Raw genomic sequence first — 15,450 nt, 5'->3', positions numbered from 1 at the left:
CATATACAACTAATTAGATGATAGTACAACTAATCGAAATTGTCAATCTATAGATCTTCTGGTTGACGAAGTATCGTCCGAACTTTATAATAGAAGTATTCGGCTGTTAAAAACAGTCAGTCTATCAATAAGGAGATGTATCTTATATGGAAAAGAAACATACGCGCGGCAGCTTTACCGGATCGATCGGCTTCGTGCTTGCTGCCGCAGGAAGCGCGGTTGGACTGGGAAATATCTGGCGTTTCCCTTATCTTGCCGCAAAAGACGGAGGCGGAACCTTTATTTTAGTTTATATCGTACTGGCTCTGACCTTTGGATTTACCCTGCTGACAACTGATATTGCCATCGGAAGAAAAACCGGACAAAGTCCGCTTGTCGCTTACGGTAAAATTCACCCGGGCTGGAACGGTCTTGGCCTTCTCGCCAGTATCGTGCCGGTTGTCATCCTGCCTTACTACTGCTCCATTGGCGGCTGGGTATTAAAATACCTGTCTGTGTTTCTCACCGGACATGGCACTGCTGCTGCCGAGGATGGTTACTTTACCGGCTATATTACCGGTACATGGCAGCCGATTGTGTGGTTGGGAATCTATCTTTTTCTTACCGCATTCGTTGTATATCGTGGTGTCAATAAGGGAATTGAAAACTACAGCAAAATTCTGATGCCGATCCTTCTGATTTTAATCATCGGAATTTCTGTTTTTTCTCTGACCCTGACCCATACCGACGCAGACGGTGTCGTCCGTACGGGACTGCAGGGTATGAAAATTTATCTTGTTCCAAATTTTAAAGGAATGACGCCGCAGAAATTTTTCACCGTCTTTGTCGATGCACTCGGACAGCTTTTCTTTTCGATCAGCGTTGCGATGGGTATCATGGTTGCCTACGGTTCCTACGTAAAAAAAGAAACAAACCTGATGAAATCGATCAACCAGATCGAAATTTTCGACACCATTGTTGCGCTGCTCGCCGGTTTGATGATCGTTCCTGCCGTATTTACCTTTATGGGGACAGAGGGTATGTCTGCCGGCCCTGGTCTGATGTTTGTCTCCCTGCCGAAGGTCTTTCAGTCCATGGGAGCAGCAGGCGGCGTAATCGGAACCATTTTCTTTCTTATGGTCTCCTTTGCAGCCATTACATCTTCCGTATCGGTCATGGAATCCATTGTTTCCTGTATGATCGACAAATTTCACATCAGCAGAAAGAAAAGCACGGTTATTGTAACCGTTTATGCATGTCTCGTCGGTATCATCGTATGCCTCGGCTACAATGCGCTTTATTTTGAACTGAAGCTTCCAAATGGCGCAACGGCTCAGATCCTGGATGTCATGGATTTCATCAGCAATAACCTTCTGATGCCGCTTGTCGCACTTCTCTCCTGTATTCTGATCGGATGGGTTGTAAAGCCGCAGGTCATCATCGATGAGGTGACTCTGGGAGGATATAAGTTCGGTCGAAAGAGGCTGTATATCGTCATGGTGAAGTTTATTGCACCCGTGCTCCTTGCCGCACTGCTGCTGCAGTCGTTCGGTATTTTAAACGTCTGATCACTGCGATACCAGATTGCTATGTGCTTTGCACTCACGCAATCTTCAAAAACATTCGTAATCCGCTCATTTTCCTTCGAAAAATGGCTCCTTACTTATGTTTTTGGCGAGGCAAGAGATCAAAAAAGCATGTTTTCCGGTGGCTTTTCCAGAAAACATGCTTTTTTTGTGCCTGTCTGCACATATTTCTAACAGGTGAAACCCTTACATCCTGCGAATTAACGTTCCATTTACACCAAGTATCTCTCCATCAAATTCCCGGGCAAAAAGTACTTCCCCGTCTCCTTTTACTTTTATCTCCTCATCCGATGCGTTGAGCAGAACTTCGATTTTATTTCCCTCTTCGTCTAGTTTAATATACTCTACACACCGATCATTTTCATAACCATTCGGAAAATGGAAATGCAGGCTTCTGCACACTTTTTCATTTCTTCGAAGCATGATCAGTTTCCGCATCGTTGCAATTTTTTTCTGATTCTCTTCGCTTTCAATTTCACTCCAAGGCATACATCTTCTGCAGTCCGGATCATGAGCGCCTTCCATTGCAATCTCCGTTCCATAATAAATACAGGGGCTTCCCGGAAGCGTAAAAAGGATTGCAAGCTGCTGGTAGAACTTGTCCAGATCGTGAAAACGGTTCATCAGCCTCTCGGTATCGTGGGAATCCAGGAGATTAAAAAGTACATCGTTATTCTGCTGCATATACATGGTATAGCAACGGTTTACCATATATTCAAATTCTTCTTTTTTCATTGTTTTATCAAGAAAGAAATCATGGATTCCACTCAGCAGCGGGTAGTTCATGACAGAATCATATTCATCTCCCTGCAGCCACTGGCTTGCATCATGCCAGATTTCCCCCAGAAGATAAATATCCGGCTTTATCGTTTTTAAATGCTCCCTTATCCGCTTTAAGAACCTGTGCGACACTTCGTTTCCTACATCGAAACGAATTCCGTCGATATCAAACTCCCGTACCCAGTCCTCACAGATTTTACAGAAATACTGTATCACCTCTTCGTTGTTTGTGTTCAGCTTTGGCATCCCGTCTGTAAATGCAAAGGAATAGAACCGTCGGTCTCTGGTGTCTCCCCTTTTTTGAACCTGTTCCCAGTCCTCTACCATAAACCAGTCCGCATAACGAGACTCTTTTCCATGCTCCAGGATATCTATCCACGGCTCAAATTTTCTTCCACTATGATTAAACACTGCATCTACCATAATGCGGATTCCTTTTTCATGTGCTTCTTTGCAAAGCGCTTTCATTGTATCCGCATCGCCAAAAAACGGATCTATTTTTGTATAATCGGTCGTGTCATATTTGTGGTTGGACTCTGCTTTCATGATCGGATTCAGATAAATACCGGTAATCCCAAGTTCCTGCAGATACGATAATCTCTGACGGATCCCTTCCAGGTTTCCTCCGAATTTTTCTTCGTTTGTTACGGTTCCGTGATTTCTCCAGGGTGTGATATCATCTCCGTTTTTTTCCGGTGTCCCGTTGCGGAACCGATCCGGGAAAATCTGATACCAGATCGTTTCGTTTACCCATGCCGGTGTGCGATTGATATCTGCCGGGTTCATCCAGGGTACAATAAAGCACTGCTGCATACGGCCATCCATCCGGAGCTGTTCTTCTGTCAGGAAACCATCCTCAAAATAATACCAGACTTCCTTTTCCGTCCGCAGCTCGAAATAATATTTGCATCTTTTGTATTCCGGAAGAAGCGTTGTTGTCCACCAGATCTGATAAGGCAGACGTTTTTTATATATCATTTCCTCTCTTTTTCCGATCCACTTTTCTTTTCCGCCCAAAATTCCGGCTTCATAAGGATCTCCGTAATGGATAAAAACCTGTTTTACATCATATCCTGTCTTGATATTGACAATCAGTCTGTCCTCATCCAGGGCATAACTCATCTGTTCTGAAGTTTTATGGTATACACCGCTAAATTCCATCTCATTTTCCTCCCGTATAGCTCTAAAGCTGTTTTTTGCATCCTTGTAAGAAACACGATCACTTTTTGTTTCGCATTGTTTCGTAACTTTACTATAAGCCTTTTTTATTTCTTCGTCAATCAATTTCCATTTTTCCCTGCGCTTTCGTAAAATTCAGATAATTTTCAGGATGATTTTTGTGCAGGATGCTTTCTTTTTTCGAAACTTAGCGAAACATTTCTTTTTCACGGTATGGATTGCTTTTTATCTTATGTTTTTATATAATGATACGGGGGCAAAAGGTTTTTTGACCCCTTTGATACCAGATTGCTACGTGCTTTGCACTCCCGCAATCTTCATATAATAGCGTTAAAAGAACTCCATCATGATAGCTGGGAGTTTACATTTTTTGTTTTGTGAAAGGATTGCCGATTATGACTACCATTCAGGATATTGCTGATAAAATGGGAGTTTCCAAGAGCACGGTATCCAAAGCGCTCAATGACGCGCCTGATATCAGCGATGCTTTACGGAAACAGGTTTTGGAAACTGCCGTAGCTCTGGGTTATACGAAGCTGCGGCGTTATAAGAAACCAACGAAAAAAGTCTGTATTATAATAGAAAAAGAAAATATGCGGTATCAGGAACCGCATCATTTTGCCTATGATATCCTGGTGGGTTTTCGTCAGATGGCAGAACCAGCAGGCTTTGATGTTGAAATTGTGCCTGTTGATATTAAGACCCAAAGAAACCAGCATTATGATGTTTTTATGCTGGAGCATGATTATATAGGAGCTTTTGTGGTCGGCTTTTCCCTGAGCGATCCCTGGATTCAAGACTTTAAAATCAGCCGCACACCGGCTGTTCTTTTCGACAACTATATAGTAGGGAATCCTTCCACCGCTTATGTAGGTATTGATAATGAGGAGGGAATGGAGCTTGCCGTCTCTTATCTTGCCGGACTTGGACACCGGAAGATCGCCTATCTGAGCAGCTCCCTCGGTGCCCGGGTTCTCCAGGCACGCCATGCTGCCTTTCTCCGTTCCATGCACCAGCATGGACTGAAGACTTCTCCTGCTGCGATCGGCTGTTCTTATTATCTGTCAGAATGTATGGAAAAGCATCTTCCCCGTTTTCTGGAAAACGGAATCACTGCTATTATTTGCAACCAGGATACCCTTGCTAGTGCAACGCTCACGCAATGTCAGCAGCTGGGATTCCAGATTCCTGATGATATCAGCATTATCGGATTTGATGATCTGCCGATTGCTGCTTGTACGTCACCGCCCCTTACAACCATCAGACAAGATCGGCTGGAGCTCGGAAAAAGTGGATTTTTTGCATTGTCAAGTCTTCTCAATCACATCCCAATCAGTACGTATTTGTTGCATGCACAGCTGATTCAGCGGGAATCGACAGGAAAGGTTCCTTCATAAATTCATCTCATCAACAATATTTGCCGGTTTTGCAGTCATTTCTACCCATGCTGGTATAAAACCGCTTTTAACAGCGTTTCTTACAGATCTGACATTAGACCAGGCGGTACAGTAAAAAGGTACTTTTTCCCTGTTTATGATCTCTTTTGTAAGTCTGCTTGTCAGTGCAGAGGCAATCCCCTGTCGTCTGTATTCCGGCAAGACATCCACACCGATCTGCCACATATCGTCGCAATCGGCAGAACAGGCGGCAAGTCCCACCAGCGTACTTCCATCATATGCGCCGACGCCAAGTACATCCAGATTCTTCCGATCTTCGCAAAGCGCATTGCTCCATTCCGGTCGATACAAATCCGCAAAATCTTCCTGTGTCAATACTCGTGTCTCATAGGCGCAGGAAAGAGTCGGTATCCGGCTGATGTCCGGCAGATAGTATTCTGCCATGAAACATATTTTGTGCCCTTTTTCAGTTAAACGTTCATTCAGCCAATGCATGTTTGGTGTCTCAAAACAGTGGTAAAATTCGAATTTGTCTACATACGCAGATACCAGATCCATAGTCTCCGGTATGGAAGCCGCCATGATATTACTTCCATAGGAAACCAGATTGCAGGTAATAGGCTCTTTCAAATATTTGCGGGCCTTCTTTCCTAAATTTATGGGAACAACAACATTTTTGTCCGCCTTGAGATCTTCCACACGGCACCCCATATCTTCCGCAGACTGCCTCATGGCAATCTCCATCATTTCACGATTCGTCATATGCTTTTCTCCTTTATGAGTTTGTAATAGAAACTGCTGGGCATCAGAGAAGCTCATTCCCTGCAGTTATTTCTGTGGATCAATTTATGATTATTCCTGGCTCTTTTTCATCTCTGCCTCAAATGTGTTTTCCGTCGTATGCGCCCGCAGAATATGAAGCAGCACTCCCGCCGCCCGCTCCATTGCAGCCGGATCGATAGAGGAATAGTTCATGACATACGTATTTTCCTGCTTTATTGCCTCCGCCGCATCCGCGTAATAGCCGGAGAGCGGCTTTAATTTCACACCACGGGATTTCGCCTGCGTGACAATCGACTCTTCTTTCAAATCCGTGCGAAGATGCATCAGAAAATGAACGCCGGCTTCTTCTTCCTCGATGGTCACATAATCACCGAGCGGCTTCTTTTCAAGCGCCCGTAAAATCAGATCTCGTTTGTTCTGATAATAGTTCCGCAGCCGGTTGATATGTTTTTCGAAACTGCCGTTCTCAATAAACTCTGCCAGTGTGTACTGCTCAAAGTTGGAAACGGTGCAGGAATAAAACGACAGCTCGCGGTAAAATTTCTCTGCCAGTGTCTGCGGCAGCACCATATAGCTGATCCGTACCGTGGAGGCAAGTGTTTTCGTAAACGTATTCATATAGATGACCTTGTCCGATACATCGATGCTCTGCAGCGTTGGAAACGGCTTTCCGCCGAGACGCAGCTCACTGTCGTAATCGTCCTCAATGATATAGTGATGATCCGATTTTGCCGCCCAGCCGAGCAGTTCATAACGGCGGCTGACCGGCATGACTGTCCCGGTTGGAAAGTGATGGGACGGGGATGTATGAATAATATCAACCGATCTTTTTTCCAGCTCCTGCACCGAAACACCGTTCTGATCGAGCGGCACTGGCTCGTACCGTACCTTCATGCTCTCATAAATCCGCGCAATTTTGTGATACCCGGGATCCTCTACTCCATAAACAAGATCGTTTCCGAGAAGCTGAATCAGAAGGTTATGCAGATACTCCGTTCCTGCGCCGACAATAATCTGCTCCGGCAGCACCTGCATTCCACGAAACTCTCGCAGATATTTTGCAATCGCACTGCGCAGCTTTAAAATCCCGGCGCACGGGGAATTGATCATGAGCTGGATCCGGTTGTCATTCAGGACAGCACGCACCGTCCGCGTCCAGATTGTAAACGGAAAAATCTCGCTGTCCGTCTGGTTACTGGAAAAATCCGCAAAATAGGAAGTCTCCCCGTTTGCTACCTGCAGGATCTCTTTTGGCACCGCATCCCGCATGGAATCCTCAATTTCCAGATCAGCCGCATAGAATCCGCGCTTTGGCATGGAATACAGATAGCCTTCCGCAACAAGCTGCGCATAGGCATTCTCGACGGTAATGACGCTGATACCCAGATTTTTCGCGAACGTCCGTTTCGACGGCAGCTTCTCTCCAGGGCGGATATTTCCCAGCAATATGTCATTTTTGATACATTTATATAAATATTCATACAGAGAATCTGACCCTATATTGGAAAAATTATACGTCAGCATCCGACCGCTCTCCTCTCATCTGACCTTACTGAATATATTTGTTTTGGCAATTTTTTTATAGTCACTTTACCAGTATACTGTGAGGCAGAGCAAAAGTAAAGCCAAAACAGAAACTAAAATTTTTCAGACACGGAGGAACTTATTATGACAGCAGCAAATGAGAGATACAAACTGAACAAAGAACTGGCACAGATGTTAAAGGGTGGCGTGATCATGGACGTTACCACTCCGGAGCAGGCGCATATTGCCGAGGAAGCTGGTGCCTGTGCCGTTATGGCACTGGAGCGGATTCCTGCAGACATCCGTGCAGCCGGCGGCGTTTCCCGTATGAGTGATCCGAAGATGATCAGCGGCATTCAGGAAGCCGTTTCCATTCCGGTTATGGCAAAATGCCGCATCGGCCACTTTGTAGAGGCACAGGTTCTTGAAGCCATCGAAATCGACTACATCGACGAGAGTGAGGTTCTCTCCCCGGCGGATGATGTCTACCATATTAACAAACGAAATTTCAAAGTACCGTTTGTCTGCGGTGCAAAAGATCTCGGCGAGGCACTCCGCCGGATCAACGAGGGAGCGTCTATGATCCGTACCAAAGGTGAGCCGGGAACCGGCGATATCGTACAGGCGGTCCGCCATATGAGAAAAATGAACAGCGAAATTCAGAAACTGACCTCAATGCGTGAGGATGAGCTGTTTGAGGCAGCCAAGGTCCTGCAGGTTCCGTACGATCTTGTTCAGTATGTTCATGATAACGGCCGTCTCCCGGTTGTCAACTTTGCAGCCGGCGGTGTGGCAACTCCTGCCGATGCAGCGCTGATGATGCAGCTTGGAGCAGAGGGTGTTTTTGTTGGTTCCGGTATCTTCAAATCCGGCAACCCGGCAAAACGTGCGGCTTCCATCGTAAAAGCCGTTACCAACTACACCGATGCGAAACTGATCGCAGAACTCTCCGCTGATCTCGGCGAGGCTATGGTCGGCATCAACGAGCAGGAAATCGCCTTACTGATGGCAGAAAGAGGAAAATAATGAAAATTGGAGTGCTTGCACTGCAGGGTGCGTTTGCAGAACATGAAAAAGTATTAGAGCAGCTTGGCGCCGAATGCATCGAACTGCGTCAGGCCCGCGATCTTGCCGAGCCTTACGATGCACTTGTACTACCGGGCGGCGAGAGTACCGTTCAGGGAAAGCTTTTAAAAGAGCTTGGCATGTTCGATATCATGAAAAGCCAGATTGAAAACGGCATGCCGGTCCTCGCAACCTGCGCCGGTGCGATTCTTCTGGCCGAAACGATCGACGGACAGATCAAGGGACAGCCGGAACAGTATTTCGGCACGATTCCGATGTGCATCAGGCGGAATGCCTACGGCCGCCAGTTAGGCAGCTTCCACACAGAAGCACCGGTTGCGGGCATCGGAACAGTGCCGATGACGTTTATCCGTGCGCCGTATATTGCATCTGTGGGGAACGGCGTGGAAGTGCTCGCGGTTGTGGAAGAGCGGATTGTCGGTGTAAAATATAAAAACCAGATGGCCTTCTCCTTCCATCCAGAACTCGACCCGGATATGAGGATTCATAAGACATTTCTTTCGATGATCAGCAACGTATAAAGCAAAAGACTGTGCAAATCATAAATTCATTTGCACAGTCTTTTGCTCTGTTTTCGTACCGCAATGCAGCCTCACTGAATATCTTCCTTCTAACAACGTCAGGAGCTTTTGTATTATTCCGGGCAAAGTACAAATCGGCTTCGCCAGATATTTTCTTTTCCGTCAGCTTCCCATTGAATCAGAAACACAGTTTCCATTTTTCCTTGATGATCTCTATGAATGCATGGAATAATTTGAATCTTTTCCGGAGAAACACCATCTATTTTCAGAGTTCCCCTGTCACCGATTCGAATCCGGTCTTTTTCCCGACTTACGTTCTGCCGTGTGACAAGATTTTCCGTGAAGCCATTATCCAAAGGAGCGGTCTTCAGGCAATCTTTGATCTGAAGTTCACCGGTTTCCCTGCAAAAAACAGCAGTCCGTATCAGTTTTTTCCTGCTTTCTTTCTCATATGCCCCAGCAAAGGAAATCGAAATTTCTCCTGTCTCGGAGTAATTCACTGCATCGGCACGATATGTTTCCCCTTTGCACTGTTCCTTTCCATCCAAAATCGGAACGCTATGGCCACGTGAACTACAGCAGAGTACGGAATATCGTTCGGGGCCAAAATATGCTTTCGTGTATTCTCCGGCTCCAAGATCACTGATAATTTCTTCTTCCCCGATAAAATACAGAAAGCTGCCGACATCGTTATGATTGTGCGGCTCCCCGTTGTTTCCACCTTTGATTGCGAATGCGGTCTGATGCTTTCCAGTTGCAATTGCCCATTCGGCATCCGCCAGATAAGTAAACGTGCCGGAACATACCCGTTCCTCTGCAGCATTCTCGGAACCGTCCGACCTGCTTTTTAACACATTCAGATATTGCTTCGTCCAGATCCAGTCCCTATATGCGGCATTCCAGCGATAACACGGATCTTCCCCAAAATGCATTGCCCGTACCAGCGGCGGGATTTTAACATTTGGATCCAGCATTGCAAAATGGCAGGTAAGTCCCATCCGGTAACGGCTTTTGCTGTCTCCGTCAGAAAAGCTTAACGTATTTCCGCCCGGGAAATAGCATTTCTGCTGAAATTCCATGATTTTCCGCTGCTTTTTTCCATCCAGCAAGTCAGTTTTCCCGCCCGTTTTTTCTTTCAGAAGTTCCGCGAACATGGAAAAATAACTCATTCCATATTCCCAATAGCCAAGACCTTCCATGCAGGCGCCGTCCTCGCCGAAGCTCGCAAGAAAGCAGGAAAGATCCCGGGTCACGCGCGTCAAGATCTGTTCACAGTTTTGATTGATACTCTCGATGCTTTCCGCATTCGGAAAAAGAACAGGAAAAAGCTCAGATGCATAGCAGGCGGCTGCTCCTACGGATCCACAGCAAACAGCATTCCAGTTACTTTTACTCGTTTCCCACCAGAATGCACCGTTTTCCTGTATAAGAAACGGCTGCAACACTCTCCTGCTGCTTTCCTTCCAGATCCGACACAGTAACTCCGGCCGCAGATCGTTTCGAAGTAGAAACGCAATTTCCAGAAGTGACTGTGCAGTCTCGCACGCAAAAAGATCCAATGTAATCTTCCACTTTTCATCCTTTTTCCGGTTCACATGTGCCGGCAGCGCCCAGCAAGTTTCCGCACAAATCTGCTCCAGAACCCATTCCAGGCCGGAAAGATCCATAGAAATGTCCCTCTCTTTTGCAAACAATGCATTGAACGCAAAAGCAACGAGGTATTTCCGGCGTCCAAAGTAAGCTTCTTCATACCGCAGCCGGTTCCCCGTCTTTTCAAACAGAGAAAAAAGCTCCTCTGTCAAAACAGGGAAATCCAAAAGAGAAAGCGTTTCGGCTTCTCTTGAAAGCTCTGTTTCATATTAGAAAAGATACTGCTGCAATTCTTGTTCTGTTCTTCCGTTCATATATTTTTTCTCCGTAAACCTAGACAATCACTTCCATCATTTTTCCGGCTTCGTCAAACTCCAGCGGGGCCACGCAGGTTTCCCGGTGGAATCCCTTTCCCTCCGGATACTGCGCAAGCGGTGTGCCAAAACGATGGTAAGCAATCCAGTATGCATCTTTTCCAGGCACCTTACAGATGCTGTGATGACCCGTTCCAAGAACACCTTTTTGCACATCTTTCTGAAGAATCGTCTTTTCAAACCGAACCGGTCCGTACAGGGAATCGGACGTTCCATAGTTTACATGATAATTTTCACTTCCTGTATCATCACAGGACCAGGTAAAATGGTAAATTTCATCCCGCTTCAGAACCGTAACCGCCTCACGGAAATCGTACAGTCCTTCCAGATTTTTCATCGTCTCCGGAACAATATGCATCATATCCGGTGTCAGTTTTGCAATGGCCGCATAACCATTTCCAAACAGGAGATATGTTTCGCCGTTTTCCTGATAGATCGACGGATCAATCGTCTGACTCATCTGGATCTGATACGTTTCCATCATTTCCATGGTGATCATGGGTTCTGCTGCAGGCACAAACGTTCCCTCCGGATAATCAGATACTGCTGCTCCAATGCAGGATTTGCCATCAACACGCTTTCCACAGAAATAGTAGTAATACTTTCCATCTTTTTCTGCAATGCACGGCGCCCAGGCACTTCCTACCGCCCACGGAACATCTCCATCTGCCATGTCGAAAATATCAGCAGCCTTCTGAAATTTTCTCAGATCCTTCGATGCAAAAACAGAAAATTTCGTACCGGACCAGTCGGTAAAGCCATCCGTTGTCGGATACAGGTAATACGTTCCGTCAAAACAGGCAAGATCCGGATCTGCAAAGAGCCCTTCTACGACCGGCTTTTTGTGATCAAAAAATCGTTCCAGCAAGGCAAGCTCCTCGTCAGTAACTGCAAGAACGCCACCGTGGCGTTTTTTTGTTTTTCCAAGAGCATATTCCTTTTCCTTTAAAATACGGAATTTTCCCGAAGAAAGATCATCCGTTAAAAGAGGAAGATATCCTTTTCCCTCCGCAAACTGATCCGCAATCAGACACCATGTCTTCTGATCCGGTAGCAGATAACATTCCGGTCCTTCTACGCCAAACAGCGAAGAAAGTGTTTCTGATGGGATCTCCTGAAAATTGCCCGTCAGGGAGTCACAGGACTCCAACAGCAGACATTTATTCGTCTCATCCTTGGAAATCCGATAGTATACACCTTCTGATTCTACCATCGTTGTATCAATCACATGTTCTTTCCGCTCCATGTAAATAAATGGCTCGGAAAAACTTTGAAAATCAGATGTCCAGGATGCATAGATCCGCTGTTTGGCTTCCGTATCACCGGAAAGTTTTACCATAGATGCCCAGAAAACCAGAAACTGCTCTCTTTTTGAGTCATAGATTCCTTCCGGTGCCCAGACGCATCCGGCTCCCGGAACACCTATGGTACTGGCACGCTCCGCACTCCAGTGAACCAGATCCTTCGATTCCCAGACAATCAGATCACGGCTTCCGCGATATTGTGCCGTATCCCAGCCTTCTCCTGCTTCGATCCGTAAATCGGTTGCTATCAGATAAAATTTCTTCTGCTTTGGATCACGCAGCAGAAACGGATCGCGAACACCTTGCATTCCAAGATGAGAATATAAGACTGGCTGTCCGTCATTCAGATCCTCCCAGTGAAGTCCATCCATGCTGATGGAAAAATAAATCTGTTCTCCATCCTTTTGTTCTCCGGTAAAATGTACAAATAAATAGCCTGCCATATTTTGTTCTCCTTATCTGCTTTTCATATAGTTCATAGGTGTCATTCCAGTCATTTTTTTAAAGACTTTACTGAAATAACTTTCATCGGAAAATCCGACTTTTTCGCTGACCTGCGAAATTTTAAGCGAAGTTGTACCAAGAAGCTCCTTGGCATGGGAAATTCTGACTTCCGTCAGGTACTGAAAAATCGTTTTTCCTGTTGTCTGACGAAAAATCCGATTTAGATAATCAAAGTTTCCACCAAGCTGCTCTTCAATCAATACTCCGGAAATTGGCTCGCGATAGCAGTTATTCAGATAATCCAAAAGATCATATATTTTCCGGTAGCTTCCGACCACTCCGGTTTTTTCCTGGGCAAGCGATGTTACAAACTGTCTGGAAACCAAAATCATCATCTCCAAAATCTGACAGGCACACAAATTGTAATAACCTTCCATACGATTTTTCTGACAGGTAATTCCATCATTGATTTTCTGCAGAATTTCAGAATAAGAAGAAGTGTCGGAAAGATGCATATATTTGGGCAACGCAAGAAGCGAAAGACTGACGCGTTCCTGTCCGGAAAGGGTACAGGAATCACTTTGCATGGACTGCGTTCTCTTTCTTAAAATTATCTCAGTTGTCTGCTCATTTGTCATCTTGTTTTTTTTTATGGATTTCTGATGGAAATGAATATAATGGTATTCACAATGTGTTGCTCTTTCCCCCACATGTATTTTATCCGGATCCAGAATTAAAAAATCCCCCGGTGTTAAATGATACCGTACACCATCCTCCAAAAGAAACATCTCACCCTGACGCACCAGATAAATAATGTATTCCAACGGCATTCTTCTTTTATGAATATACGGCGGTTCAATCACCGCCGTATCTGCCAGGCTAATTTCCGGTAGTTGACTGCTGTCATACTGATAATAAATGTTTTCCTTCATTCTTTTAGCCAAGATCCGGTTCATCGCAGAGTGTAATGATTCCCGGCACTTTTCCTTCTGTTTCAAAAATCAGAATCGTATTCGTTCCTTTTTTTAAAAGCGGACCCGGAATATATAATCGTTTCTGTGGCCCAATTTCCCAGAATCTTCCAATATTAAATCCATTTACAAGAATGCAACCTTTTCCCCATCCGGTAAAATCAAGGAAGGTATCTCCCGTCTCATCTGCTTCGAAGCTAAATTCATAAAATCCCGGTGTACCAGGAACGGATGGAATTGTAAAATCAAGATGTTCCAGATGTTCCATCGGAAGCGTATATTCTTTCCAATAATAGTGATTATGACCATTAACCTGTACGCTTCCATCAATCCCTTTTCTCTGTCTTTCGAGATTCGGACCGAAATTTACTCTTCCCATATTTTCCATCAAAATAGAAAGTTTCTGTCCTTCCGGTTTATTCTCCTCCCATTTTATTTCATCAAGAAGTTCTCTGTCATACAGTGTAACAGTTGGGATTTCATCCACAAAAATGTTAGCTCTGTCGTTAGCTCCCCACAGCCGCAGTGTTTCCAATGGCCCTTCATCTTTCAACTGGCTTTCGTATAAAATATATCCGTATCCCTGATCCAGTTTTTCCATTGACACCGGGTATACACTCTCCATCGCTTTACTAATCCGGTCTTTGTTTCCGAATAAAGATGTGCTTCTTTTGACACGAAGTTTTCCATATGATTTTCTGCGAATTTCTGTACTAAGTTTTACTTCCGGAATTTCGGTATATTTCCGGATTACATTCTGGAATGCCGTATACTTCGCCGTAATCTGACCGTCTTCCGTCAGCAGTGCATCATAATCATAAGAAGTAACATCCGGTGTCAGCTCATCATAGTAATTGGATCCATTCGTAAAACCAAAATTGGTTCCACCTTCAAACATGTAGATATTCACATGGCCCTCGGAAAGAATTTCGTCCAGATCTTTTGCATGTTCTTCTAAATCACCGGTCTGATGCGTTTCTACACCCCAGTTATCAAACCATCCAACCCAGAATTCCATACACATCAGCGGTTTATCGCCGATTTTCTTTTTCATGACGGCAAACTGCTCTTTTCCTTTGGAACCAAAATTTCCGGTCTGTAAAACACCTTCCACTTTTCCGCAGTCAAAAGCATCTCCCCAAGGACCATCCGATGTAACCATCGGCACTTCACAGCCGCAGTCAATCATCAGCTGTTTCATGTAATCCAGATACGATTTGTCATCTCCGAAATATCCATATTCATTTTCCACCTGCATCAGAATAACAGAACCGCCCCGTGTAATCTGAAGCGGTGCGATCACTTCAAATAATTTTTCATAATATTCTTTCACATGTTGTAGAAATGGCGGATAGAAACAGCGAAGGCGCATGCCGTCTTCCTTCAGCAGCCAGTATGGCAATCCGCCAAACTCCCATTCTGCACAAATATAGGGAGATGGCCGGAGAATCACCATCAAACCAAGCTCCTGGGCCAGTTTTACAAATCTGGTAATATCCAGAATTCCGGAAAAATCAAACTTTCCTTTCTCTTTTTCGTGAAGATTCCATGGAATATACGTTTCCACCGTATTGCAGCCCAGAGCTTTTAATTTTTCCAGTCGGTCGCGCCAGTATTCCGGCACAGTACGAAAATAATGCATACCTCCGGAAATGATTTTTACTTTCTTTCCGTCCAGATAAAAATCTTCTTTTACTTCAAACGTCTTCATAGTTCCTCCTGTTTCTGAAATTTCCATCTTTTTTATGTTAAAAATAATATGTCTGCCAAATTTCCCGTGACCGGAACGGAAACATTTGACTCGCAAAAGGGAGACACCAGAGGCATCATGTCTTTTCCGGTATCTCCCTTATCTTGCTTATCATGAAATCACAGAATTATCTGCCAGGTTTTGTCGCTAACCTTTCTTGTTCTACGGTCAAGTGAACACCT

General features: G+C 45.0%; 11 protein-coding genes. 4 read left to right on the top strand and 7 right to left on the bottom strand.

Annotated features, from left to right (window positions below; genetic code table 11):
* The first annotated feature begins 146 nt into the window (after window positions 1–146).
* On the top strand, window positions 147–1,547 hold the full coding sequence (locus tag DWX32_RS08510; protein ID WP_118594444.1) for a sodium-dependent transporter: 1,401 nt from the start codon (window positions 147–149) through the stop codon (window positions 1,545–1,547).
* A gap of 204 nt (window positions 1,548–1,751) precedes the next feature.
* Here DWX32_RS08510 and DWX32_RS08505 read toward each other — a convergent pair whose 3' ends face one another.
* Entirely contained in the window at window positions 1,752–3,506 is a 1,755-nt protein-coding gene (locus tag DWX32_RS08505; protein WP_118594445.1) for a glycoside hydrolase family 13 protein, read from the bottom strand.
* Window positions 3,507–3,919: 413 nt separating this feature from the next.
* On the opposite strand from DWX32_RS08505, the gene DWX32_RS08500 reads away from it, so the two are divergent.
* Window positions 3,920–4,921: a LacI family DNA-binding transcriptional regulator gene (locus DWX32_RS08500; RefSeq protein ID WP_117804963.1), complete on the top strand. Its 1,002-nt coding sequence runs from the start codon at window positions 3,920–3,922 to the stop codon at window positions 4,919–4,921.
* On the opposite strand, the gene DWX32_RS08495 is transcribed toward DWX32_RS08500, so the two are convergent.
* Both DWX32_RS08495 and pdxR read right to left on the bottom strand, forming a co-directional pair.
* Window positions 4,916–5,683 carry a GNAT family N-acetyltransferase gene (locus tag DWX32_RS08495; RefSeq protein ID WP_118594446.1) on the bottom strand — a complete coding sequence of 256 codons (768 nt, stop codon included), beginning with the start codon at window positions 5,681–5,683 and terminating at the stop codon, window positions 4,916–4,918. The genes DWX32_RS08500 and DWX32_RS08495 overlap by 6 nt on opposite strands.
* A 90-nt stretch (window positions 5,684–5,773) precedes the next feature.
* Entirely contained in the window at window positions 5,774–7,228 is a 1,455-nt protein-coding gene (gene pdxR / locus DWX32_RS08490) for a MocR-like pyridoxine biosynthesis transcription factor PdxR (protein WP_118594447.1), read from the bottom strand.
* Between the two features lie 144 nt (window positions 7,229–7,372).
* Between pdxR and pdxS the strand changes: the two genes are divergently transcribed.
* Window positions 7,373–8,254, top strand: coding sequence for a pyridoxal 5'-phosphate synthase lyase subunit PdxS (gene pdxS / locus DWX32_RS08485; RefSeq protein ID WP_118594448.1), 882 nt, complete (start codon window positions 7,373–7,375; stop codon window positions 8,252–8,254).
* Entirely contained in the window at window positions 8,254–8,835 is a 582-nt protein-coding gene (gene pdxT / locus DWX32_RS08480; RefSeq protein WP_118594449.1) for a pyridoxal 5'-phosphate synthase glutaminase subunit PdxT, read from the top strand. The genes pdxS and pdxT overlap by 1 nt, the downstream gene beginning before the upstream one ends.
* Before the next feature lie 113 nt (window positions 8,836–8,948).
* On the opposite strand, the gene DWX32_RS08475 is transcribed toward pdxT, so the two are convergent.
* The 4 genes from DWX32_RS08475 to DWX32_RS08460 form a co-directional block, all read right to left on the bottom strand.
* Complete coding sequence (locus tag DWX32_RS08475) at window positions 8,949–10,637, bottom strand: heparinase II/III domain-containing protein (RefSeq protein ID WP_117804958.1); 1,689 nt, start codon at window positions 10,635–10,637, stop codon at window positions 8,949–8,951.
* 121 nt (window positions 10,638–10,758) lie between these two features.
* On the bottom strand, window positions 10,759–12,546 hold the full coding sequence (locus tag DWX32_RS20120) for a family 43 glycosylhydrolase (RefSeq protein ID WP_118659642.1): 1,788 nt from the start codon (window positions 12,544–12,546) through the stop codon (window positions 10,759–10,761).
* A gap of 12 nt (window positions 12,547–12,558) precedes the next feature.
* Window positions 12,559–13,491, bottom strand: coding sequence for an AraC family transcriptional regulator (locus tag DWX32_RS08465; RefSeq protein ID WP_158554945.1), 933 nt, complete (start codon window positions 13,489–13,491; stop codon window positions 12,559–12,561).
* The gene (locus DWX32_RS08460) at window positions 13,484–15,229 is read right to left on the bottom strand and encodes a glycoside hydrolase family 35 protein (RefSeq protein WP_117508907.1); all 1,746 of its coding nucleotides are present in this window, start codon (window positions 15,227–15,229) and stop codon (window positions 13,484–13,486) included. Before DWX32_RS08460 ends, DWX32_RS08465 begins: the two co-directional genes overlap by 8 nt.
* Window positions 15,230–15,450: the final 221 nt, after the last annotated feature.

This window comes from Blautia sp. AF19-13LB, assembly GCF_003479105.1.
GTDB classification, from domain to species: Bacteria; Bacillota; Clostridia; order Lachnospirales; family Lachnospiraceae; genus Fusicatenibacter; species Fusicatenibacter saccharivorans.
Note: the sequence above shows the minus strand (reverse complement) of the source record. Positions and strands in the feature narration are given on the sequence as shown.